We start from the raw sequence: 24360 nt of genomic DNA on the forward strand, positions 1-24360 counted from the left end.
TTTTTTGATATTTTATTTCACGCAGATTTTAATTTCGATTTAAATAAAAAAACCGCTTGAATCTGCAAAATCTTCGTGAAACAAAACTTTGCGGCTTCATGTCTTTGCGAGATTATTTTTTATTTACTTTTGAGATTGGACTTAAAAGCATCATCATGCAAGAAGCTATAGATTTTCTTTCATCTAAAAATCCAATATTTCTTGAAATTATAGAAAAGTATGGATTGCCTCCAATTCCAAGACGACCGCCTGGTTTTGAAACTTTAGTTTTGCTTATACTCGAACAGCAAGTTTCTATTGATTCGGCGAAAGCCACATTTTTAAAAATAAAAGCTTATAAAACATGTAATCCTGAAAACATGTCTATTTTGTCTGATGAACAGTTTAGAAATTTGGGAGTAAGCCGTCAGAAAACAAAATACATCAAAATTTTAGCGGAAGCGGTAATAAACAAAGAATTAGATATTGAAAGTTTAGCTTCAAAATCGGCAAAACAAGTTCGCGAAGAACTGATTAAATTAAAAGGAATCGGAAATTGGACGATCGATATTTATTTAATGTTCTGTCTGGAAGAGCCCGATTTGATTCCGCTTGGGGATATTGCTGTAGTCAATACCATCAAAGAATTGCTCAATATTCACGATAAACAAGAGATGGAAATCCATGCTGAACAATGGAGTCCATATCGTTCTTATGCCACTTATTTGCTCTGGCATTATTACTTAAAGAAAAGAAATAGAAAAATTACCTATTAAATGCTTGTTTTTTAAACTCTAATGCGAATAATTTAACCTTGTTTTTTATTGTAAAACTAGATTCTTTAGTTATTTTTGCAACCGAAATTATAGAAACAATAAAAAACGAAAATGACCGCAGACAAATTAACGACTTTCGATGTGTTAATCGAAATACCAAGAGGAAGCAGAAATAAATACGAGTACGATTTTGAAATTAAAAGAATGCGTTTTGATAGAATGTTATTCTCTTCAATGATGTACCCAGCAGATTACGGATTTATTCCAGAAACTTTAGCTTTAGATGGTGATCCTCTTGACGTATTAGTTTTGGTAAACGAGCCAACTTTCCCTGGATGTGTTATGGAAGTTAAGCCAATCGGTGTATTCCACATGGCAGATGATAAAGGACCAGATGAGAAAATTATCTGTGTACCAGTTTCAGATCCAATCTGGAATTCATTAAATGATCTTTCTGATATGAACCCTCACTTAGTAAAAGAAATTGAACACTTCTTCCAAGTTTACAAAGATCTTGAAAACAAGAAAGTAGATGTTGAAGGATGGGGAGACGTTAAAGAAGCTTACGACATTATCGCTGAGTGTACAAAACGTTTTGATGACATTGAAAATAAACCAGCAGGATTATTTAGCATTAAATAATTTTAGCCTTCATAATTTATAAAAAAAGCAATACTCCGTTAAGAGTATTGCTTTTTTGTTTAAATTCGTTTTAGTTAGATTGTTGACTATTAACCAAAACCATTAAAATATTATGAATGCATTTATGATTTACCTGCCGATTATTATGGCAGTTTTAGGATTACTTTTCATGGGAATAAAAAGGACTTGGGTTTTAAAACAAGATGCTGGAGACGGTAAGATGAAAGAGATTTCAGATTACATCTACGAAGGAGCCTTAGCCTTTCTAAAAGCCGAATATAAACTATTAACCATCTTCGTAATTATTGCCAGTTTAGCTTTGGCGGGAATTACATTTATTCCAGGAGTAAAAACACATTTATTAATCGTAATAGCATTTATTTTTGGTGCATTCTTTTCTGCTTTAGCAGGAAATATGGGAATGAAAATAGCAACTAAAACTAACGTTAGAACCACTCAAGCTGCACGTACAAGTTTACCGCAGGCTTTAAAAGTTTCTTTTGGAGGTGGAACAGTAATGGGACTTGGCGTCGCAGGTTTAGCTGTCTTAGGTTTAACCTCTTTTTTTATCATTTTCTTTAATCTTTTTTCTGATGGAGTTTGGAAAGACACAGACACGATGACTGTTGTTTTAGAAACTCTTGCAGGATTTTCATTAGGAGCAGAATCAATTGCTTTATTTGCTCGTGTTGGAGGTGGAATTTACACTAAAGCTGCCGATGTTGGTGCTGACTTAGTTGGAAAAGTAGAAGCTGGAATTCCAGAAGATGATCCTCGTAATCCGGCAACAATTGCCGATAATGTTGGAGATAACGTAGGAGACGTTGCCGGAATGGGAGCCGATTTGTTTGGTTCTTATGTAGCAACAGTTTTGGCTGCAATGGTTCTTGGAAATTATGTGATTAAAGATATGGGCGGAAGTATCAATGATGCTTTTGGCGGAATTGGTCCAATTTTACTTCCGATGGCAATTGCCGGTTTCGGAATCTTATTTTCTATTATTGGAACAACTTTAGTAAAAATAACAGATGACAATGCTAAAGAAGCTCAAGTTCAGAAAGCATTAAATATAGGAAACTGGGTTTCTATTGTTTTAACTGCTGTAGCTTGTTTCTTTTTAGTACAACATATGTTGCCAGAAACAATGCAGATGAGCTTTTTTGGTGAAGGTTCTAAAGCCATTTCATCAATGCGTGTTTTCTATGCAACATTGGTCGGATTAATTGTGGGTGGAGCAATTTCATCAGTAACAGAATATTATACAGGATTAGGGACAAAACCAGTTTTGGCAATTGTTCAAAAATCGTCTACGGGAGCGGGAACAAACGTAATTGCAGGTTTGGCAACAGGAATGATTTCTACTTTCCCGACCGTTTTATTATTTGCAATTGCAATCTGGGTTTCTTATGCTTTGGCAGGATTCTACGGTGTTGCTTTGGCAGCTTCTGCAATGATGGCAACAACAGCCATGCAATTAGCAATCGATGCTTTTGGACCAATTTCTGATAACGCGGGCGGAATTGCAGAAATGAGTGAATTGCCGAAAGAAGTTCGTACTAGAACTGATATTTTAGATTCAGTAGGAAATACAACAGCAGCAACAGGAAAAGGATTTGCAATTGCTTCTGCAGCTTTGACTTCGTTAGCTTTATTTGCAGCTTATGTAACCTTTACAGGAATTGACGGAATTAATATTTTTAAAGCGCCAGTTTTAGCAATGTTGTTTGTCGGCGGAATGATTCCAGTAGTTTTCTCTGCTTTAGCAATGAATTCTGTTGGAAAAGCAGCAATGGATATGGTGTACGAAGTTCGTCGCCAGTTCAAAGAAATTCCTGGAATTATGGAAGGAACTGGAAAACCAGAATATGGAAAATGTGTTGAAATTTCTACAAAAGCCGCTTTACGCGAAATGATGCTTCCAGGAATTTTAACGATTGGGTTTCCTATTTTGATAGTTCTTTTAGGAAAATTAGTTTATTCAGACAACAATCAGTTAATTGCTGAAATGCTAGGAGGATATATGGCTGGAGTTACGGTTTCTGGAGTTCTTTGGGCAGTGTTCCAAAATAATGCAGGAGGTGCTTGGGATAATGCTAAAAAATCTTTTGAAGCTGGAGTTATGATCAACGGAGAAATGACATACAAAGGTTCAGATGCGCATAAAGCTGCTGTAACAGGAGATACGGTTGGAGATCCATTTAAAGACACTTCTGGGCCTTCAATGAACATCTTAATTAAATTAACTTGCTTAATTGGATTAGTGGTTGCCCCAATTTTAGGAGAAGGACACGCTCCATCAGATATTGCAGGAAAAGCATCTTGCTGTGCTAAAACAGAAATGCATGCGGGAATGTCTAAATGTGGAGATATGTCTGGAATGACAAAAGAAGAATGTATTAAAATGTGTAAAGAAAAAGGCTGTTCTGAAGAAGAAACTGCTAAATGCCTGGCTCATTTTGATGCAACTGGAAAGTACCAAAAAACAGATTGTTTTGATACTTCTAAATATGAAAAAAAATCGGTAAAGGTTGAAGTTAAAAATATAAACGGCAAAACTACAGGAACTGTTACTAAAACAGAAAATGGTAAAACAACAACAGAAGTTTTTGAAGGAACCGAAGAAGAAGTTTTAGCGAAAGTTGAAGCAGCTAAATAACAGCTTTGTAAAAGTTTAAACTTTGATAAAGCTCTTAAAAGAAAAGCCTCTAAAAATTATTTTAGAGGCTTTTTTATTTCGTGTAAATTCGTGAAATCGGTGTCTTAAAACAATCCGTTTAGTTCGGCATCAATTTTATTAATGATGTTTCCTAAATCTTCAGGATTGTCAACAAAATTGATGTTGTCAACGTCAATGATTAATAATTTTCCTTTAGTATAAGTCTGAATCCAAGCTTCGTATCTTTCGTTCAAACGGCTTAAATATTCGATCGAAATGGAGTTTTCATACTCGCGTCCGCGTTTGTGAATTTGTCCTACTAAATTCGGAATTGAACTTCTCAAATAAATCAACAAATCTGGAGCTTTAACTAAAGACTCCATCAATTCAAACAAAGACGTGTAATTTTCAAAATCACGGCTTGTCATTAAACCCATTGCATACAAGTTGGGAGCAAAAATATGTGCATCTTCATAAATCGTTCTATCCTGAATGATTTTCTTTCCGCTTTCGCGAATTTGTTGCACTTGACGAAAACGGCTATTAAGGAAATAAATCTGAAGATTAAATGACCAGCGTTCCATTTGATGGTAAAAATCATCCAAGTAGGGATTATCAACTACATCTTCATAATGAGGTTCCCATTTGAAGTGTTTCGCTAATAATTTGGTCAGAGTGGTTTTTCCTGCGCCTATATTTCCTGCTATTGCTATGTGCATTACGGTGTTACGATTTTATAATTTGTGATATCTGTAACTGTAAAAATAGATAAAATTTGGTCTTTGTAATAGAAATTATCAAAGGTTTTTTGTAAAATTTTAATCTCAGAAATTACATCGGAATTAGATTTATTAATCCCTTTAAAATGTAATAAATTATCCTTACTAAAAAGATATTGCGAAGAATTGACTATCGCAATTTTATCAAAATCGGCTACTTTTCCTAATGAAGTTATCTTTCCAAAAATGTCGCAAGAGTACCAATTGTTTTTTTTATCAATCCAATAGAAAGCATTAAAATCGGTTTGATAATATTGAATCTGTTCAGTCAACGGAATTGAAACTGTTTTATATTCATTTCTTAAATAATCAAAAAGTCCAATTTGTTGATTTAACGCATTGTAAATCCATAACTGATTTTGTGTTGACATACCGATTGCGCTTACCACAATTGGAGTTGCATTTTGTGAAAAGTTAATTTCAGTCATTTTATTCAATTGATTATCCAATAAAACAACGCTATTGAAATCTTCATAAAACAAAACAATTTTTAACGGATTCTGAAGGTCAACTTTCGTGATTTTTCCTAAAGAAACATTCTTATATTCGAAAATTTCCTTCCCTTTAATTTTACTAAAAACGTTATTTGTAATTTGATAGGAATATCCAAAAGAATCATATCCTAAAAATTCGTCGGAAGTATTTTTATACTGTGAGATTAAAGTCGGGTTTATGCTCAAATCCTGAGCTGAAAGTGCATGAAAAGTGCAGAAAAGAAATAGGAAGAATAAATTTTTTTGCACGGTTCTATACATTGGAAATTGTTTTACAAGAGCACCAAATTACGAAAAACTCTTCTTAAAATTTCAATTTTAGTCCTTAAACCTTTTCTAAACCTAATAGTCTAAAAAATAGGCGGTTTTGTCTATGCCATAATACAATTAATATATTTAGTTTTTCGAATTTTAAAATAAATAATACATTTGAGTGTAAGTTTTATCGGATTTACCCACTTTAAAAAAAATAAAATGAAAAAGATATTTTTATATATGACTCTGATGCTTGTTTCTATGCAAATTCAAGCGCAAAAAGATTTTCAAGGAATGGCTGTTTATGAGTCAAAAACCCAAGCGCCAAAGTTTGAAGGAATGCGAGGAAACAGAGACATTACGCCAGAAATGCAGAAAAGTATGGAAGAGCGTATGAAAAAAATGCTTGAAAAGACATTCATTTTAAATTTCGATAAATCGGCATCTATTTATAAAGAAGAAGAAAAATTAGAAGCGCCAGGCCAACAGCAAGGAGGTTTCCGTATGATGTTTGGTTCTCTAACTGGAGGAGGCGGAACTTTTTATAAAGATGTAAAAACAAAAACCTATACCATCGATAAAGAATTTATGGGTAAAGAATTTCTTGTTGTCGATTCTCTTCCAAAATTAAACTGGAAATTAGAACAAGAAACTAAACAAATTGGCGGTTACAATTGTTATAAAGCAACAGCAGTAAAAGAGGCAAGCAAAACCGATTTTAGAAATTTTAGACCTAAAAAAGAGGACAAAAAGGAGGAAGAAAAAAAGACTTCGGGAGATACCAAAACCAATTTTGCTGACAATTTTGAAATGCCAAAAGAAATTACAGTAACAGCTTGGTACACACCAGAAATCCCTATTAATCAGGGTCCAGAAAATTATTGGAGCCTTCCAGGTTTAATTTTAGAAATTAACGATGGGACTACGACTATTTTATGTTCGAAAATTGTTTTGAATGCAAAAGATAAAGTAGAAATAAAACCTTCTAAAAAAGGAAAAGTAATTTCTCAGAAAGAATATGACGAAACGGTAATTAAAAAAATGGAAGAATTTAGAGAGATGAATCGCGGTCGTGCGGGCGGACCTCCTCCGATGGGAAGATAATTCGAAGCCTTTATATTTACTCTAAGTATTCTTTTAATGAACAAATTATATTTTTTCGTCGCCTTTTTAATCACTTCTTTTTCTTTTGCGCAAAGTATTCGTTTTGATGGTTTTATTCAGGACGAACAGAAAAATCCGTTGGAAATGGCTAATATCATGGCTATAAATAATGGCACAAAAGCAATGGATTCGTATGGAATTACCAATGACAAAGGAAAGTTTCAGCTCACTTTAAAACCCAATACCGCTTATACGATTAAAGTTAGTTATTTGGGAATGAAATCTAAAGAAATTTCAGTAGCTACAAAGTCTGAAAACATGGCTCAAAATATTGTTTTAGATGGCAGCGGAATCGAATTGGAAGGGGTAGAAATTGTTCGCGAAATGCCTGTTTCTATAAAAGGAGATACCATTGTTTATAATGCCGATTCTTTTAAATCTGGAACTGAGAGAAAATTGGAAGATGTCTTGAAAAAACTTCCTGGAGTTGAGGTAAATGCAGACGGAGAAATTGAAGTGGAAGGAAAAAAAGTCAGTAAATTAATGGTTGAAGGAAAAGATTTTTTTGACGGAGACACTAAATTAGGCGTTAAAAATATTCCCGCCGATGCTATTGATAAAATTCAGGTTTTACGAAATTACAATGAAGTAAGTGCACTAAAAGGTCTTGAAAACGATCAGGATAATGTAGCAATGAATATCAAATTAAAAGACGGAAAAAAGAACTTTTGGTTTGGCGATGTTACAGCAGGAATTGGCGTTGCAGAACTAGATAGCCGTTATATTATTAATCCGAAATTATTCTATTATAGTCCAAAATACAGTATTAATTTAATTACCAATTTTAATAATATTGGAGAATTGCCACTTACCGCGCAAGATTATTTTAAGTTCACGGGCGGATTTAAAAATATGATGAAAAAAGGAGGAAGCAATTTTAATGTTTCTTCCAATGATTTAGGAATTTCATTATTGCGAAATAATCGTGCAAAAGAAATCGAAACCAAATTTGGAGCAACAAACTTTGCCTATTCTGTCAATAAAGCCTGGAATATTAGCGGTTTCGGAATTCTTTCGACATCAAAAACAGACTTAGAAACAAAATCTCAAACTACGATTTTAGATTCTGGCGATCAGCAGAAACGTGAAGAAGAGACGCATCAAAAGAATAATTTAGGACTTTTTAAACTGAGTTCGACTTACAAACCAAATGATAAATTTCAGTTTGATTATGATATTTTGACCAAATTATCAAAGCAGAATGAAGATACAGATTTGCTTCGTGAATCGGTTGTAAATAATATTTCAGCAACAGAAACGATTTTAACTCAAAAGAAACAAGATCCAACTTCTATCAATCAAAATTTGAATTTGTATTATACGCAAAGCAGTAAAAATATTTTTGCCTTCGAAATGCAGCATTTATATCAAGACGAAAATCCGTTTTACAATGCCAATTTAAGAACACAGCCTTTTGATTTGTCTGGATATATTTCTGGCCAGAATAGAAATGATTTGAACCAAGATCGTTTTGTAAAAACCAATAAACTAGACGCCAAATTGGATTACTATTATATGGTAACGCCAAAAAGCAATATCAATATTACATTCGGAAATACATATTCGTATCAAAATTTTAATTCGCACATTTTCCAAATGTTAGATAACGGCAATAAAAACGATTTGAATGATGCCGAAAATAATAATGACGTAGATTATAGTTTTAATGATGCTTTTCTAGGTTTTCATTATAAAATTCTAACAGGAAAATTCACTTTTACGCCGGGAGTAAGTTTGCACACTTATCAAATGACAAACGGACAGTTGGGAACCGATTATTCTCAAAATTTCGTAAAAGTGCTTCCAGATTTCTTTGCTTTATATCAAATTAAAAAAGCGGAAACCTTGACTTATAATTTCTCTCTAACAAACGATTTTACCGATATTAATCAGTTGGCTTCAGGTTATGTTTTGTCAGATTATAGCAGTTTATTCCGCGGAAATCGATTCTTAGAAAATGCCACTTCACAAGTGCATTCGCTTCGTTACTTTAAATATAATATGTTCAATTTTGAGAACATTTTTGCCAACGCAACTTACACGAGAAAAGTAGACGCCATTAAAACAAAAGCCAATTTCGACGGAATTAACCAATCTTCTGTTCCTTATAATTCCAATTTAGCCGATGAAACTTTTAGCGGAATGGGAAATTACGGGCGTTCGTTTTTAAAGAATTACAAAGCTTCTGCAAATGCTAGTTTTAATTGGTCGAAATTTAATAATATTCAAAACGATCAATTGGCTACAACAGAAAGTTTTGTTCAGAGTTATACGATAAGGGCTTCGACAAATTATAAAAACCTTCCAAATATTGAGTTTGGATATAATTTGCTGGTTAACAAATACAGCGGATCAACTTTTTATACTGATAAGCCATTCGCAAGATTAGATTATTATTTTTTGGATAGTTTTTCTTTTGTTTCGGAATATGAATTCTATCATTATTATAACGGAGATAAAACGGTTGACAATGAATATGATTTCTTAAGCGCGAGTTTGGTTTATCAAAAAAAGAACAGCAAATGGGAATATAAAGTTTCGGCAACTAACCTGTTGAACACTAAATATCTTAACGATGATAGCTTTTCGCAATTCTCAACGCGAGTTTCTCAATACACAGTTCAACCGCGCTACATCATATTTTCAATGAAATACAATTTGTAGTATTTTTGGTGCCAATATTGTGGTTTTTGTGATTTGTTTAATGAAGAATCAAATATCTTTGCGCTATATTATTAATGACTAAAAACGTAATCATGCGCAATTTTATATGGAGTTTTTCACTTCTATTTGCCGGAATGTTTGTTTCTTTCTCTCAAACAAATGGCATTGAAAAAGGAACCTATTTATCTACAAATAAAGGAGAAAAGATTAAATTAAATTTATTAGATGATAATAAATATGAATTGGTTTTTTATTCTGGAGGTTACGAAATTAAAGGCGATTCGCTAGTTTTCATCAAAAGCAAAAAGACAGAAAATAAATTTGACCTTTCTTTTGTTAAAGATAAAAATGCAAAAAAAGTTAAGATTAAATTTTTGAATCCTTCCTATTATTCTTTTTATATCGGAACTCAAAAAGGTTCATAATCGGTTCAATATCAGAAAATTGCAGATATTAAAACGAAAGTTGATCCTGAATGGAAAACGAACGATTTAGATTTCGAAATAGATAAAGCGGATTTCCTTTATTTAGTTTACGAAGAGTATGGTGGGAAAAGCAATGTTAGCAAATATGCCTTGCCAAAAGATGTTTCAGAAGTAATAATTAATTATGATTTGACAGTTATAAGTGATTTAAATCTTATTGGATCTTTCGATAAAAGAACAAAAGAGTTGAAAATTTCTGATCAATATGGAAAAGATCCTTTAGTATTTGTAAACGAAAAAGAGGAGAAGCCGGCTAAAGTTTCTACGGTTGTTCCGATAGAAAATCAATCCATAACAAATTGGACTTATCCAGGAAAAGAGAATACTTTGATCAATGATGATTTTGGTTCTGGAGTTGTAGTAGATAGTGCAGTGGCAGTAGTTGATGATATTTCGCCAGCGTATACGAGATATGACTTTAAATTAAAAGTCGAAAATAATCTTAAAAAAGCAATAGAAGCTACAAAAGCGGCTAGTAATAAGTTCTTGGTAGTTATTGTTGACAGCAAAAATAAAACAGCAAAAGAAAGTTTTGATACTTTTATAAAAGAGCAGGAAACGCAGACAGGATATAATATGTATGATGCGTACAATGCTCAATACGACACTTACAATTATTATTTGGCTGGAGAAGATGATAAAAAATGGCTTAAAAATAATAAAATCAGTAGCGATCCTAGTGTAATTATTTTAAACGGGGAAGGAAACCAATTGGCTGTGGCAAAATCAGATTTGGCTACGCAACAATATCAGTTTGGGTATTATGGAGATTTTTATAGAAAACTTCAGAGAGCAAATGCATTCCTTTCGATAGATAATGTTTTAAAGAACAAAAAAGCTTCAGATGCAGATTTAATTACCGCTTTTAATAAAGCAGCTTTATTAGAAACATCTTATGATTATGATTCAGCAACGGATCCTAATTCGACTGAATTTGTAATTGCAAAAACATCTTTGGACCAAAAAGTAGTGGCTCAAGCTTGGAAAAAATTGATTGAAGCGCATCAAAAAGATAAAGCTGTAAATATGTATTTGGCAGAAACGATTATTAAAGAAATCAAAAACCAAGGGTTTACAAAACAGCTTTTTAATACAGACCGAATTTTAAACGATACAGATTTCTTAGCAATCGATTATTTGCTAAAACATTCAGAGGATATTGAAAGTAAGCGAGCTGATTTTAATAGTAAACAAGGAGAACTTCATATTGTTGGAAATGTAGTTTCTGAAATTTCAGATGCCTTACAGCAAAATCTGTATCTTTCTCAAGATGGAGCTTCTGGAGAAATTAATAAAGAAAAAGTCAATTCACTTTACAAAAGAATCATTGAATCCGGAAAAGGCAATTTTGATGTTTATAGAAATTATTTTTACTACTTAGCTCAAATTAAAGAAAATGATGGGTCCAATATAACTTTCTTAAAAGAGTTTAATATTTATTTTGACAAGACTTTAGCAGGAGGAAGCCCAATTGAGAGATTAGATGCTATTTTTTCAGGATTAGATTCTAGTTCAAGCTATTCTTATGATGGATGGAATTCGTTTAAAGACTATCATTCAAATCTTTGCAATAATGCAGCTTGGACGGTAGTAGAGAATCCTCAAAATATAAATTTTATTAAAGATGCCATCAAATGGTCTGAATATAGTTTAGTAGTAACCAAAAACAATCCTTATTATTTAGATACTTTGGCTCAATTATATTATAAAGATGGGCAAAAGCAAAAAGCAATTGAAACGCAGACTTTAGCAGTAAAATTTATCACTAGCGATGTTGATGAAGAAACAGGAAGCCAAATGAAAGAAGTTTTAGCTAAAATGCAAAACGGAACATATTAATAAAGAATTATAAGTATAAAATAAAAGCCGATTTCTAATTTAGAAATCGGCTTTTTATGTTTAACTAACTGAGATTCTAGTAATCTAAGTCAGTCTATAAATCTAAATTTACAATCCGAATGCAGCTTTTACTTGGTCAACAAAATCAAGTTTTTCCCATGTAAACAACTCAACAGTAACTGTTTTTTCGTTTCCGCCTGGAGCAGAGAAAGTTTTAGTTACAGTTTCTGGCTGACGTCCCATGTGTCCGTAAGCAGCAGTTTCGCTGTAGATTGGGTTTCTTAATTTCAAACGCTGCTCGATAAAGTAAGGACGCATATCAAAGATAGCTTCTACTTTTTTAGCGATTTCACCGTTAGTTAAGTTTACTTTAGAAGTTCCGTAAGTTTCAATGAAAATTCCCATTGGTTGAGCAACTCCAATTGCGTAAGAAACTTGAACTAAGATTTCGTCAGCAACACCAGCAGCAACTAAGTTTTTAGCGATATGACGAGTTGCATAAGCAGCACTTCTATCTACTTTACTTGGATCTTTTCCAGAGAATGCACCACCACCGTGAGCACCTTTTCCACCATAAGTATCAACAATGATTTTTCTTCCTGTTAAACCAGTATCTCCGTGAGGTCCTCCAATAACGAATTTTCCTGTTGGGTTAATGTGGTAGTTGATTTTATCGTTGAATAAATGAGCGTGCTCTGGGTTTTTAGCGATAATTCTTGGAATCAAGATTTCAACAACATCTTTTTTGATTTTAGCTAGCATTGAAGCTTCTTCATCAAAATCATCGTGTTGAGTTGAGATAACAATTGCATCAATACGAGTTGGTTTGTTATCGTCGCTGTATTCTAAAGTTACTTGAGATTTAGCATCTGGACGTAAATACGTGATTTCTTTGTTTTCACGTCTTAAAATAGCTAACTCTTGTAATAATTTATGAGATAAATCAAGAGCCAACGGCATGTAGTTTGCAGTTTCGTTTGTAGCGTAACCAAACATCATTCCTTGGTCTCCAGCACCTTGCTCTTCTGGCTTAGCTCTGTCAACACCTTGATTAATATCTGCAGATTGCTCATGAATAGCTGAAAGAATTCCGCAAGAATTTGCTTCAAACATATATTCACTTTTAGTATATCCAATTTTACGGATTACTTCACGAGCGATTTGCTGAACATCAAGGTAAGTATTCGATTTTACTTCACCTGCTAAAATCACCTGACCAGTTGTAACTAACGTTTCGCAAGCTACTTTTGAATCAGCGTCAAATGCCAAAAAGTTGTCAATTAATGCATCCGAAATTTGATCTGCAACTTTGTCTGGATGCCCTTCACTAACAGATTCTGACGTAAATAAATAAGCCATAATAATGTAATAATAATATATTAGTTTTTAAAAATTCAGCAGGGAAAGTAATTGCTAAAAAGGGCTAAAGGAGAGTTCCTGCTTTAGCATTTTTTACTGCCGAAATTAATCTTTCAGCATTCATAACAAAACCATTTCATTATGAAGAGGTTGCAATCAGTTCAAATTTTTCCTCTGTTTCGGGTGCAAAGGTATGAAACCATTTTGATTTGCAAATTAAAGTTCAACTTTTTTTATTATTTATAGTAGAAATTTAACAATAACATACTATTTTGATAGGGTAATGGAAAATATTTTGTTTTTTGTTTGGCTGATTCAAAAATAGTTCGCAATTTTGCCCCGTTAAAACAAAAGAAATAAATGAAATTTACAGTTTGCAATATGATGTCTTGTAAGATGCCGGAGTTCTCCGCAGAGACGCTATTGTAATTATTTTTTCAATAAAAATATAAATAGAACCTCTGCCAAACCGCAGAGGTTTTTTTTATGCTAAAATTGAAATCTCTAAGATTTTTTTAAACCAAAAAACTAATTAATCAGTAAAAAAAAGAAATGAAGAAAAATGTACTAATCGTTTTAGGTCTTGTGACTTTTTCAGGACTTTATGCTCAGGACAATAAAAAAGAGCAGGATAGTTTAAAAAACAACGAATTGTCTGAAGTTACTATTATTGGATCAAGAAGCAAAAACAGAGTAAAAACAGATGTGCCAGTTCCGGTTGATGTTTTTAACGTATCAGAAATAACAAAAGGAGCGCCGCAAACAAGTGTAACTCAAATTTTAAATTATGTTGCGCCGTCGTTTACCAGTAACCCAACATCTACGGCAGATGCAACAGACCACGTTGATCCCGCGCAATTAAGAGGATTAGGGCCAGATCAGGTTTTAATTTTAGTAAACGGAAAAAGAAGGCATAACAGTGCTTTGGTAAACATAAACGGATCGCCAGGAAGAGGATCTGTGGGAACCGATTTAAATGCAATTCCATCTTTTGCTATCGAAAGAATTGAAGTTTTAAGAGACGGAGCGGCCGCGCAATACGGTTCTGATGCAATTGCCGGAGTAATTAATATCGTATTGAAAAAGAATGCTAATTATTTGACTGGAGGAATTCAGTACGGAGCGAATCTGTCTTCAGGATCAAACAATTTTGAAGGCGGAGCAGACGGACAAACCGCTCAGATTGATTTAAATTACGGAACTTCATTAGGTAAGCCAGGAAGTTTCTTGAATGTGACAGGAACTGCCGTGACAAGACAAGCAACTAGTAGAGCGGGAATTAGAAGCAACGGTATTTTTAATGCTTACAATGCGGTTGAAAACAGAGCGGCGCAAGATGGTGTAGAAATTAACTCTTTGTTTAGCAATATTAATACAACTGCAAATTCAGCTCAGATTTTGTCTTCTTTGAAACAATATGCGCCGCAAGTGGGGTATTTTACAACGGCACAGCAAAGTGCTATTGCATCAGCATCTACAATTGGACAGATGCAGACGGCTTTAAATTTTGATGTAACGAATAATGAATTAGCATACAGAGGTCAGCAGAGAAGCGATTATAATATGAGTGTTGGACAGTCAGAATTGGCTTCTGGGCAAGTGTATTTTAATGCTAAATATCCTTTAAGCGAAATCACTTCTTTATATTCTTTTGGTGGAGTTTCTTATAGAAGCGGTAAATCGTATGCGTTCAACAGATTGCCAAATGGTTCTAATACTTTCACGCAAGTGTATGAAAACGGATTTTTACCAGAAATTGAATCAAAAATACTAGATGCTTCAGGAGCAGTTGGAGTAAACACGCAATTATTTGGTTTTGATACTGATTTGAGCACCAACTTAGGGACAAACTCCTTTAATTATGATGTAAATAATACTATCAATGCGACTTTAGGAACGAATTCTCCTTTTAGTTTTGATGCAGGAAAAGTGTCGTTTTTACAAAGTACGACCAATTTAGATTTTAGCAGAAAATATGATGTTCTTTCAGGATTAAACGTGGCTTTTGGAGGTGAATTTAGATATGAAAACTACCAAATTAAAGCAGGAGAAGAAGCTTCTTACGGATTGTATGATGTAAACGGAAATTTAGTTCCGGGAATTCTTCCAAGCAATTCGCCATTAATCGTAACAGACTTTTATGGAAACAAACGTGGAGCAGGAGCGCAAGGATTTTCTGGGTTTCAGCCTTCAGATGCAAAAGAAAAAGATAGAAAAAGTGGAGCGGCTTATATAGATTTAGAATTGAATGCTACAGAAAAATGGTTGGTAAATGGAGCAGCTCGTTATGAAAACTATTCAGATTTTGGAAATACAGTGACTTTCAAATTGGCTTCTCTTTTAAAATTAACAGACAACATTAATTGGAGAATTTCTGGGCAAACAGGTTTTAGAGCGCCTTCTTTACAGCAAAGATATTTTGAAGCAAGTTCAACTCAGTTTATAAACGGTGCTCCATATCAAGTTGGATATTTTACAAATGATTCGCAGGCAGCAAAAAGTATTGGAATTGAGAGTTTAAAACCAGAAAAATCAAAAAGCATCAGTACAGGATTTACATTCAAAATTCCTGAAGCTAACATAACCATTGCAACTGATGCTTATTTTACAAGAATCAACGACAGAATTGTATTGTCTGGGCAATATTCTAGACCAACAGATGCACAAATTGGCGCTGCAACTTCGCCAGAACAAGCAGAAGCATTGACTTTGTTTCAACAAGCATTTGACTTGAAAGGTGTAGAAAGAGCTTCGTTCTGGACAAACGGTATCGATTCTGAAACCAAAGGAATTGATTTGGTGATTTCTCAGAAATATGATGTCATTCAAGATTTCGTAATCAGAAATGATTTTGCATTTAGTTTTAACGAAACCAAAAGGGTTGGCGATTTGCATGTGCCAAAATCTATTGTTGATGCAGGAGGTGATCCTTATATTTATTCATTCTTCCCAGAATCAAGCCGAGTATATTTAGAAGAAGCAATTCCGAAATTGAAAGCTAATTTGATGACGACTTTCAGTATTAAAAAACTGGACATTTATTTAAGAAACAGTTATTTCGGAAAAGTAACAGATCCAGGAGCAACAGATGTTAATCTAGACGGATTTTCTTCTGTATACGAACATCCAGAATACAGCGCAAAATTGGTGACCGATTTGTCTTTAGGATATCAGATCAATGAGCATTTTAGAGCAACAATTGGAGTTAATAATATAGGAGATGTTTATCCAGACAGAAATAATCCTTCAACTCCGGCATTTACAAACACAACTCCAACTTTGTCTCCAGCGCCAAGTACAGATTTGACAAATGCGAATCAGTTTGCGTATTCAAGAGCGGTTTCTCAATTTGGATTGAACGGAAGATTTGGATTTGCTCGTTTGAGCTTTAAATTCTAATTAAAATAATTTCTTTCAAGTCTTTATTTAAAAGGCTTGAAAGAGATTTCAAAAAAATAAAACACAAAAAATTTGATTTTAATTTGGTGGTTTAAAAATATTTACTACTTTTACTCTATAGAAATAGTCGAGTTTAAAAAATAAGATTAATTAATACAAAAATGAAAGCAATAGCAAAAAGAAATATGATGTGTTGTAAGATGATGCAAATGTGCATCCCAACTTGCTGTTGCCAAAAGTGAAAGAGAAAATCTTTGTTATAGTTAAACTATAAGCCCTTTTGGTCGCCATCCGAAAGGGCTTTTTTATTTCCAAATCATTTAAAATTAAAAAATCATGAAAACATTAAATTCAATCGCAATAGAATATTTATTAAGAAACAATTCTCAAAATAACGACAATACATCTGAAGAAGTAAAAAGAGAAATTTCAAGAATAAACGCAGAACAGAATAAAAGTCAAAAATCATTACTGTTTCAAATGTATGAACTAGAGGAAGAAGCAGATGAATTTTTCGCTTAATCTAAATTCAATAGCAATTTCTAAAAGCAAACTACAATATATACGTATTAACAATATTAAAAAAACTAAGAAATCATGAGTACACAAAAATTTGCAACAAACGCATTACACGCAGGCCACGACGTTACTAAAAATTCAGGAACAAGAGCTGTGCCAATTTATCAGACATCATCATATGTATTTAACAGCGCAGATCATGCAGCCAATTTGTTTGGTCTTGCCGAAGCTGGATTTATTTACACAAGATTAAATAACCCAACAAACGATATTTTAGAACAACGTTTGGCAGCATTAGAAGGCGGAATTGGAGCTGTTGTTACGGCTTCTGGAGCATCGGCAATTTCTACAACATTATTAACTTTATTAAAAGCAGGAGATCACATCGTAGCTTCAAACAGTTTGTATGGAGGAACTTATAATCTTCTTAAAGTTACGTTGCCAAGATTAGGAATCACAACAACTTTTGTTGATCCTTCAAAACCTGAAAATTTTACTAAAGCAGCTAAAGAAAATACACGAGCTTTCTTTGTAGAATCTCTTGGAAATCCAAAATTAGATGTGCTCGATTTAAAAGCAATTTCGGCAGAAGCCAAAGCCTTCAAAGTGCCATTTATAGTAGATAATACAGTTGCGACACCTTATTTATTAAACCCAATTAAATATGGTGCCGATATTGTTATTCATTCCTTAACTAAATATATCGCAGGAAACGGAACTTCATTAGGAGGCGTTATCATTGATGCTGGAAACTTTGACTGGGCAAACGGAAAATTTCCTGAATTTACCGAGCCATCTGCAGGATACCACGGATTAGTATATCATGAAGCCTTAGGAAATGCAGCTTTTATAGCAAAAGCTCGTATTGAAGGTCTACGTGATTTTGGTGCTGCTTTGAGTCCATTTAATGCTTTTCAGATTATTCAAGGGCTAGAAACGCTTCCAATTCGAATTAAGAAACATAGTGAAAATGCTTTGGCTCTGGCCGAATGGTTAGAAAAACAAGAAGAGGTGGTTTGGGTAAATTATCCAGGCTTAAAATCTAGTAAATACAACGCTTTAGCGAAAGAATATTTGCCAGAAGGACAAAGTGGCGTTATCACTTTTGGATTAAAAGGAGGTTTTGACGCTGCGAAAAAAGTAGTAGACGATACCAAATTATTCTCTCTGTTAGCCAATATTGGTGATACAAAATCACTAATTATTCACCCAGCGAGTACTACGCACCAGCAATTAACAGATGAAGAGCAAGTAGAAACAGGAGTTTCTAAAGACTTAATTCGTTTGTCTGTAGGAATTGAAGATATTGAAGATTTGATTGCAGATCTGCAAACTGTTTTTGAGAGCGTTTCGCTTTCTCAATACAGCATCAATAAAAATTAGGTTTTTTTGTTTTTTGTTTGAAAAATTGCCTTTAGCGAGTGGTTTTGCTAAAGGTAATTTTTTATGAAAAGCATCATTATAAAAAATTGAACCATATAAGTTATATAAGTTCATTTAAATAAAGACGAATTTCTTTGCATATAAATTGTAACGCAAGGAATTAAATGAACTTATATAACTTATATGGTTAAAAAAAAACAGAAATTATGTCAAAGCTTAAAATAAACATTATCCTTTTCGGAATTGGAAATATCGGAAGTACTTTGATTAATCAAATTGTTGAAAGTCAGGAGTTTTTTCTTGAAAGTAAAAATGTTGATTTTCATTTTCCGATAATAACCAATTCGACGGTTGCTTTTTTTGAAAAAGAAGGCGTTGGCTATGCTTGGGAAACCAATTTTAGACAATTGGCAGTTCCTTTTAAAGTAGAAGATATTGTTGAATTTGCACAAGAAAATGAATTCGAAAACTTGATTGCCGTAGATGCAACAGCCAGCGATGAATTGGTGAAGCATTACAACACGTTAGTCAAAAACGGATTTAATATTGTGGCGGTAAATAAAAAAGCTAATACGCTTCCAATCAATTTATACAAAGAACTTCGAGCCGATCTTAAAAAGTACGACAAAGAGTTTTTGTATGAAACCTCAGTAGAAACAGGAATTCCGGTTTTGCAGACCTTAAGAGATTTGTATTATTCGGGCGAAAAGATCACGAAGATTCGAGGTGTTTTCTCTGATAATCTGAGTTATGTCTTTAATCGATTTTCATCGGAAGACATTTCGTTTTCATCTGTTTTAAAAGATGCAAGCCTTTTAGGCTTAATGAAATCGAATTTTAAAGAAGATCTTTCAGGAAACGATACAGCGAGAAAGCTTTTGATATTGGCTAGAGAAATAGGAAAAGATTTTGAGCTTTCAGACATTAAAATCAAATCTTTTATAACCGAAGAACATTTAGAAAGAAACGGAGTATTAAATAAAGAGGCTGTAGATAAAGCTTTTAAAATCACCAAAATTACTCAAGCCGAAAATCATGTGCTAAGATATGTTGGCGAGTTTGATGTAGAAAAAGGCACTTTAGAAGTTAAATTGATTTCGGAACCAGTAGATTCTCCAATCGGCCAATTAAAAGGATCTGACACCATTTTTGAAATTTTTACAAAATCTTATGCAAATGTTCCGCTTGTAATTCAGAGTGCTCCAGCATGTAAGCAGGCAATTTCGAGAGGAATTATAACCGATATTCTAAAAGTTGCCGAAAGAATTAGAAATAAAGAGACTGTTTTGTCTTAATTCTCTCAAAAATAGAAAAATATAACTGATGTTCTTTGATAAACTGATTTGTTAAGGAAGTTTAGAAAGCAAAAAGCACTGATTTCTTGATTGTTTTAGTCATATTTATCTTTCAATTTGTTTTGTAAGATGTTTTTTGTCGTTAAAAAACACAATTTTAACGATTTTTGTAATTAAATTCTTGAATTTTATTTGTGTAATAAGAAAAATATTTGCATATTTGTTATACCCAAAAACTACTAGAAATAAATGAACTTAAAAGTCAACAAAATGTTTTGTGCCATTTCGGTTAAGACCGAGGCGGGGGTGTCTATTGCTTAAAAAATTGTAAGAATACAATAATAATATAGTAAAAGCCTCCTAAGAAATATTAGGAGGCTTTTTAATTTAACAGAAATGCAGAATTTTAAAATACAATATAAATCACAGATGAATAAATCCTTACAGATAAACAAGATGTTTACTGTCGCGCTTATTTGCGCGTACGTCTGTTGATACTAAAAGCATAAATGAGTTTGAAAAACTTAAACCCTTTTGGTATCTAAAAATCCAAAAGGGTTTTTTTATTCCAGAAAATGATTTAACAAAAAGATAAAAGAGAAATAAAGATTATAAAACACAACTTAACTAAAACTTAATATCATGAGCAAATTGAACTACTTCGCAGAAAAAATTTCTAAATTGAAAAACAGAAGGACAAAAAATAGTAATCCGCCGCCAACAAATGAATTGGCTCACCCAAGCTTTGGAATTACAGAAGATAAAGGTAGTGCCAAAAAAGCACCAAACTCTTTATTGTTTTTGATGTATTCAAAAGAAAATGAAACGCTTTTTATCTAAAGAAAAGTATCATATATTAGGGTAAAACCTGCTTAATTTTACTGTGCATTTTTGTTCGGTAATTTTTTGCGTATAATAGTTTTTCTAGATTTAGTCTCAGAAATTTAACAAACACTTTTAGATAAAATTTGTTTGTTAGAGAAAATAGTAGTTAATTTGCACTCGTTAAGTTCAAACAAATATTGAAATGTTATAAAGAAAGGACGAGGGATTAGACCCGATGAAGCCTTAGCAACCCTTCGGTAAAACGAAGAAGGTGCTACATTCTACCATGCCAAACATGGAAAGATAACAACAAGATTTTTTCTAGTTAAACCTAGTTTTTTCTTTCTAATATTTCCATATACAAATCAATAATACAACAGATTTGAAATTGGAAAATATACCAAATCCCATTATAATTCAAGATTTTATCACAGAAAGTGGTGCATCTTATCATTCTATACCGTTAAATTTTACGCTTGCAGGACAGCCGTTGCACAGCGCGCCTATTGTTTTGGTTAATCATGCCTTAACAGGGAACTCACAGGTAACTGGCGAAAATGGCTGGTGGAATGACTTAATTGGCGAAGGTAAAACCATCGATACTGCTGTTTATACCGTTTTAGCCTTTGATATTCCTGGAAACGGAAGCGATTCTTTCTTAATCAATAATTATTTAGATTTTACTACCAGAGACATTGCAAGAATATTTATTGAAGGTGTAAAGGCTTTAAATATCGAAAGGCTTTTTGCCATTATCGGAGGTTCTGTCGGAGGTGGAATTGCTTGGGAAATTTTAGCTTTAGCGCCAAACATCACAGAAAATCTTATTCCGATTGCGAGCGATTGGAAATCTACCGACTGGCTTATTGCAAATTGCTTTTTGCAAGAGCAAATTTTAAACAATTCTTCAAAACCAATCGAAGATGCAAGAATTCATGCGATGCTTTGTTATCGTTCGCCAGAATCATTCAAACAAAAATTCCAGCGTACCATCAATCAAGATCTTTTGATTTTTAATATTGAAAGCTGGTTGGAGCATCACGGAAAAAAATTGCAGAAAAGATTTCAATTATCTTCTTATAAATTAATGAATCAGTTGCTTAAAACAATTGATATCACTAGGAATAGTGAAAGTTTTGAAGAATTAATGTCTAAAACAGAAGCATCAATTCATATTGTCGGAATCAATTCGGATTTGTTTTTTACAGCAAAAGAAAACGTAGAAACCTACGAAGAATTGAAGAAGTTCAAAGACAATGTTTTCTATAGCGAAATTGATTCGGTTCACGGACATGACGCTTTTTTAATCGAGTACAAACAATTAGATCATTTACTTGCCGACATTTTTAAGGCAGAAACAATAAAGAAATAAAATGAAAGTATTAAAATTTGGAGGTAAATCGTTAGCAAACGGAGAAGGACTTAATAAAGTTGTTTCTATCATTTCAGATAAAGTAAATCAAGGTGAAAAAATTGCCGTTGTGGTTTCTGCGCGCGGAAATGCGACAGACGAATTGGAATTTATCTTAAGCATCGCTGTTAAAAATGGCAGTTATAAAGAATTATTAGAGAATTTTAAAAAATATCAGATATCAGATTACCCGAAAGTTGATTTGTCAGAAGAATTTAACGTCTTAGATAAACTTTTTGAAGGTGTAAGCTTAATTGGAGATTACAGCAAAAAAATCAAAGATCAGATTTTATCGAAAGGAGAATTGCTTTCGGCTAAATTATTAACGGCTATTTTATTGGAAAAAGGAATTCCAGCAAACTTCGTTGATACGAGAGAGTTATTGAAAACCGATTCTAAATTTGGCGATGCACAGCCTTTGGAGCAGCTTTCAAAGAAAAATGTAGTCAATTATTTTAAAGAACATAACGGAGAAACGGTTAATATAGTTACAGGTTTCATTGGATCTAACAACAACAACGACACAACTACTTTAGGTAGAAATGGCAGTAACTATACCGCTTCGTTAATCGCAAATTATTTAAATGCTGAAGAATTGCAAAACTTCACGCACGTAGACGGAATTTACACTGCAAATCCTGATTTGGTTGCAGATGCTAAGAAAATCGAATATTTATCGTTTAATGAAGCAAATGAGCTGGCAAATTTCGGCGCAACGATTCTTCATGCCAAAACGATTATTCCTTTGTTGGAAAAGAATATTCCGTTACGAATTTTAAATACTTTCAATCACGAAAACCGTGGAACTTTAATCACTTCAGATTCTTCTAAAGAAGGAATTAAAACGCTTTCAGTTTTAGAAAACGTATCATTAGTAAATCTTGAAGGACGAGGATTACTTGGAAAATCAGGAGTTGATGCCCGAATTTTTAAAGTAATGGGCGATCATAATATCAGTGTGAGTATCATTTCGCAAGGTTCTTCAGAAAGAGGAATCGGACTTGTGGTTGCAACTGAAAAAGCGACGCTTGCAATGGTCGAATTAGAAAAAGAATTCGAAAATGACTTTTATTCTAAAGATGTTAATCAGATTACGGTAACAGATAATGTATCGGTAATTTCGATTATTGGTCAGGATTTGAGCACTTTCCATAAACCTTACACCGCCTTAATCAAAAATAAAATTGTTCCGATTTTGTTCAACAATACGGTTACGGGTAAAAACGTGAGTTTGGTTGTGAAGAAAGAAGAATTGAACAAAGCTTTAAATGTAATTCATGGCGAAATTTTCGGTGTTTCTAAAAAGATCAACATTGCAATTTTCGGCCACGGATTAGTTGGAGGAACTTTGATCAATCAGATTTTAGAGTCGGCTTCAGCGATTGAAAAACGTAAAGATGTTAAGCTAAATGTTTTCGCTATAGCGAATTCAAAAAAGCTCCTTTTGAATAAATATGGCGTTACTAACAGTTGGAAAAATGATATTCAAACAAAAGGCGAGGCTTACACAATAAAAGATATTATTGCTTATGCAAATGAACATCATTTAGAAAACTTAATCGCAATTGATAATACGGCAAGTGCGACTTTCGTCGAAAACTATATTCCGCTTATAGAGAACAGTTTTGACTTGATTTCTTCTAATAAAGTAGCGAATACATTGAGCTATGGTTTCTATAAAGAACTAAGAAGCGCTTTAGAAGAAAATCAAAAGAATTATTTATATGAAACCAATGTTGGTGCAGGTTTGCCGTTAATTGATACGATCAAATTACTGCATCTTTCAGGAGAAAATATCACTAAAATTAAAGGAGTTTTCTCAGGAACATTAAGTTATTTATTCAATAATTTCTCTGCGAAAGATGCGCCTTTCAGCGAAATCTTGCAAGAAGCAATTGATAACGGATATACAGAACCAGATCCGCGTGAGGATTTAGGTGGAAATGATGTTGGAAGAAAATTATTAATTTTAGCTAGAGAATTGGATTTGCAAAATGAATTTGAAGAAATCTCAATTCAGAATTTAATTCCAGAACACTTGCGTGAAGGAAGTGCGGCAGATTTCTTAACGAAATTGAAAGAATTCGATTCAATTTATGCGAAAATAAAAGCAGAACAACAGCCAAATCACGTTTTAAGATATATTGGTGAATTGTCTGGAGATTTGCAGAATGACAAGGGAAATTTAGAAGTAAAATTAGTTTCAGTTCCATCAGACACAGCGCTTGGCGGATTAAAAGGCTCTGATTCTTTCTTTGAAATTTACACAGAATCTTATGGAGATCGTCCGATTGTTATTCAAGGTGCCGGTGCGGGTTCTGCGGTAACAGCGAGAGGAGTTTTTGGAGATATTTTAAGATTGTCTGATAAAGGATAAACCTTATTGCAACAAATAAGAAGAAAGAAAAATCTTAACTTTGTGTTTTAATAATTAAA

General features: G+C 33.2%; 17 protein-coding genes and 1 riboswitch. Of the genes, 14 read left to right on the forward strand and 3 right to left on the reverse strand.

The genetic code is table 11. From position 1 onward, the window contains the following. Positions 1-155 precede the first annotated feature (155 nt). From QLQ96_RS07200 to QLQ96_RS07210, 3 genes are all read left to right on the forward strand, one after another. The gene (locus QLQ96_RS07200) at positions 156-755 is read left to right on the forward strand and encodes a DNA-3-methyladenine glycosylase family protein (RefSeq protein ID WP_482496922.1); all 600 of its coding nucleotides are present in this window, start codon (positions 156-158) and stop codon (positions 753-755) included. Positions 756-866: 111 nt separating this feature from the next. Further along, the gene (locus tag QLQ96_RS07205) at positions 867-1397 is read left to right on the forward strand and encodes an inorganic diphosphatase (protein WP_379700791.1); all 531 of its coding nucleotides are present in this window, start codon (positions 867-869) and stop codon (positions 1395-1397) included. A gap of 112 nt (positions 1398-1509) precedes the next feature. Then, on the forward strand, positions 1510-4053 hold the full coding sequence (locus QLQ96_RS07210; RefSeq protein WP_482495891.1) for a sodium-translocating pyrophosphatase: 2544 nt from the start codon (positions 1510-1512) through the stop codon (positions 4051-4053). A gap of 104 nt (positions 4054-4157) precedes the next feature. On the opposite strand, the gene QLQ96_RS07215 is transcribed toward QLQ96_RS07210, so the two are convergent. Next, on the reverse strand, positions 4158-4772 hold the full coding sequence (locus QLQ96_RS07215; protein ID WP_482495893.1) for a deoxynucleoside kinase: 615 nt from the start codon (positions 4770-4772) through the stop codon (positions 4158-4160). Next, on the reverse strand, positions 4772-5587 hold the full coding sequence (locus QLQ96_RS07220; RefSeq protein ID WP_482495895.1) for a hypothetical protein: 816 nt from the start codon (positions 5585-5587) through the stop codon (positions 4772-4774). Before QLQ96_RS07220 ends, QLQ96_RS07215 begins: the two co-directional genes overlap by 1 nt. Positions 5588-5800: 213 nt before the next feature. Between QLQ96_RS07220 and QLQ96_RS07225 the strand changes: the two genes are divergently transcribed. From QLQ96_RS07225 to QLQ96_RS07240, 4 genes are all read left to right on the forward strand, one after another. Continuing rightward, positions 5801-6685 (forward strand): GLPGLI family protein, encoded by an 885-nt coding sequence (locus QLQ96_RS07225; RefSeq protein WP_482495897.1) that lies wholly within the window; start codon positions 5801-5803, stop codon positions 6683-6685. A 36-nt stretch (positions 6686-6721) separates the two neighbouring features. Further along, positions 6722-9409: a carboxypeptidase-like regulatory domain-containing protein gene (locus tag QLQ96_RS07230; protein ID WP_482495898.1), complete on the forward strand. Its 2688-nt coding sequence runs from the start codon at positions 6722-6724 to the stop codon at positions 9407-9409. A 92-nt stretch (positions 9410-9501) separates the two neighbouring features. Beyond that, positions 9502-9834 (forward strand): hypothetical protein, encoded by a 333-nt coding sequence (locus QLQ96_RS07235; RefSeq protein WP_482495899.1) that lies wholly within the window; start codon positions 9502-9504, stop codon positions 9832-9834. Between the two features lie 150 nt (positions 9835-9984). Then, a complete protein-coding gene (locus QLQ96_RS07240) occupies positions 9985-11733 on the forward strand; it encodes a hypothetical protein (RefSeq protein ID WP_482495901.1) in 1749 nt (582 codons plus the stop codon). A 108-nt stretch (positions 11734-11841) separates the two neighbouring features. Here QLQ96_RS07240 and metK read toward each other — a convergent pair whose 3' ends face one another. Continuing rightward, positions 11842-13092, reverse strand: coding sequence for a methionine adenosyltransferase (gene metK / locus QLQ96_RS07245; protein ID WP_482495903.1), 1251 nt, complete (start codon positions 13090-13092; stop codon positions 11842-11844). A gap of 552 nt (positions 13093-13644) precedes the next feature. Between metK and QLQ96_RS07250 the strand changes: the two genes are divergently transcribed. From QLQ96_RS07250 to thrA, 7 genes are all read left to right on the forward strand, one after another. Beyond that, the gene (locus QLQ96_RS07250) at positions 13645-16491 is read left to right on the forward strand and encodes a TonB-dependent receptor plug domain-containing protein (RefSeq protein ID WP_482495905.1); all 2847 of its coding nucleotides are present in this window, start codon (positions 13645-13647) and stop codon (positions 16489-16491) included. 336 nt (positions 16492-16827) lie between these two features. Further along, positions 16828-17013: a hypothetical protein gene (locus QLQ96_RS07255; RefSeq protein WP_482495907.1), complete on the forward strand. Its 186-nt coding sequence runs from the start codon at positions 16828-16830 to the stop codon at positions 17011-17013. 75 nt (positions 17014-17088) lie between these two features. Next, the gene (locus QLQ96_RS07260; protein ID WP_482495909.1) at positions 17089-18393 is read left to right on the forward strand and encodes an O-acetylhomoserine aminocarboxypropyltransferase/cysteine synthase family protein; all 1305 of its coding nucleotides are present in this window, start codon (positions 17089-17091) and stop codon (positions 18391-18393) included. A 206-nt stretch (positions 18394-18599) separates the two neighbouring features. Beyond that, the gene (locus QLQ96_RS07265) at positions 18600-19688 is read left to right on the forward strand and encodes a homoserine dehydrogenase family protein (RefSeq protein ID WP_482495910.1); all 1089 of its coding nucleotides are present in this window, start codon (positions 18600-18602) and stop codon (positions 19686-19688) included. A gap of 642 nt (positions 19689-20330) precedes the next feature. After that, on the forward strand, positions 20331-20528 hold the full coding sequence (locus QLQ96_RS07270) for a hypothetical protein (protein WP_482495912.1): 198 nt from the start codon (positions 20331-20333) through the stop codon (positions 20526-20528). 187 nt (positions 20529-20715) lie between these two features. After that, positions 20716-20823: riboswitch (SAM riboswitch) on the forward strand. Positions 20824-20901: 78 nt separating this feature from the next. Further along, entirely contained in the window at positions 20902-21885 is a 984-nt protein-coding gene (locus QLQ96_RS07275) for an alpha/beta fold hydrolase (protein ID WP_482495914.1), read from the forward strand. A gap of 1 nt (position 21886) precedes the next feature. Further along, the gene (gene thrA, locus QLQ96_RS07280) at positions 21887-24301 is read left to right on the forward strand and encodes a bifunctional aspartate kinase/homoserine dehydrogenase I (protein ID WP_482495916.1); all 2415 of its coding nucleotides are present in this window, start codon (positions 21887-21889) and stop codon (positions 24299-24301) included. Positions 24302-24360: the final 59 nt, after the last annotated feature.

Source organism: Flavobacterium sp. B167r (assembly GCF_056824315.1).

What these genes read in the sequence shown, in the direction of transcription:
- QLQ96_RS07220 (WP_482495895.1), bottom strand. Translation starts at nt 5,587, where the DNA reads ATGTATAGAACCGTGCAAAAAAATTTATTCTTCCTATTTCTTTTCTGC.
- QLQ96_RS07230 (WP_482495898.1), top strand. Translation starts at nt 6,722, where the DNA reads ATGAACAAATTATATTTTTTCGTCGCCTTTTTAATCACTTCTTTTTCT.
- QLQ96_RS07205 (WP_379700791.1), top strand. Translation starts at nt 867, where the DNA reads ATGACCGCAGACAAATTAACGACTTTCGATGTGTTAATCGAAATACCA.
- QLQ96_RS07215 (WP_482495893.1), bottom strand. Translation starts at nt 4,772, where the DNA reads ATGCACATAGCAATAGCAGGAAATATAGGCGCAGGAAAAACCACTCTG.
- QLQ96_RS07270 (WP_482495912.1), top strand. Translation starts at nt 20,331, where the DNA reads ATGAGCAAATTGAACTACTTCGCAGAAAAAATTTCTAAATTGAAAAAC.
- QLQ96_RS07200 (WP_482496922.1), top strand. Translation starts at nt 156, where the DNA reads ATGCAAGAAGCTATAGATTTTCTTTCATCTAAAAATCCAATATTTCTT.
- QLQ96_RS07210 (WP_482495891.1), top strand. Translation starts at nt 1,510, where the DNA reads ATGAATGCATTTATGATTTACCTGCCGATTATTATGGCAGTTTTAGGA.
- thrA (WP_482495916.1), top strand. Translation starts at nt 21,887, where the DNA reads ATGAAAGTATTAAAATTTGGAGGTAAATCGTTAGCAAACGGAGAAGGA.
- QLQ96_RS07255 (WP_482495907.1), top strand. Translation starts at nt 16,828, where the DNA reads ATGAAAACATTAAATTCAATCGCAATAGAATATTTATTAAGAAACAAT.
- QLQ96_RS07225 (WP_482495897.1), top strand. Translation starts at nt 5,801, where the DNA reads ATGAAAAAGATATTTTTATATATGACTCTGATGCTTGTTTCTATGCAA.
- metK (WP_482495903.1), bottom strand. Translation starts at nt 13,092, where the DNA reads ATGGCTTATTTATTTACGTCAGAATCTGTTAGTGAAGGGCATCCAGAC.
- QLQ96_RS07260 (WP_482495909.1), top strand. Translation starts at nt 17,089, where the DNA reads ATGAGTACACAAAAATTTGCAACAAACGCATTACACGCAGGCCACGAC.
- QLQ96_RS07250 (WP_482495905.1), top strand. Translation starts at nt 13,645, where the DNA reads ATGAAGAAAAATGTACTAATCGTTTTAGGTCTTGTGACTTTTTCAGGA.
- QLQ96_RS07235 (WP_482495899.1), top strand. Translation starts at nt 9,502, where the DNA reads ATGCGCAATTTTATATGGAGTTTTTCACTTCTATTTGCCGGAATGTTT.
- QLQ96_RS07265 (WP_482495910.1), top strand. Translation starts at nt 18,600, where the DNA reads ATGTCAAAGCTTAAAATAAACATTATCCTTTTCGGAATTGGAAATATC.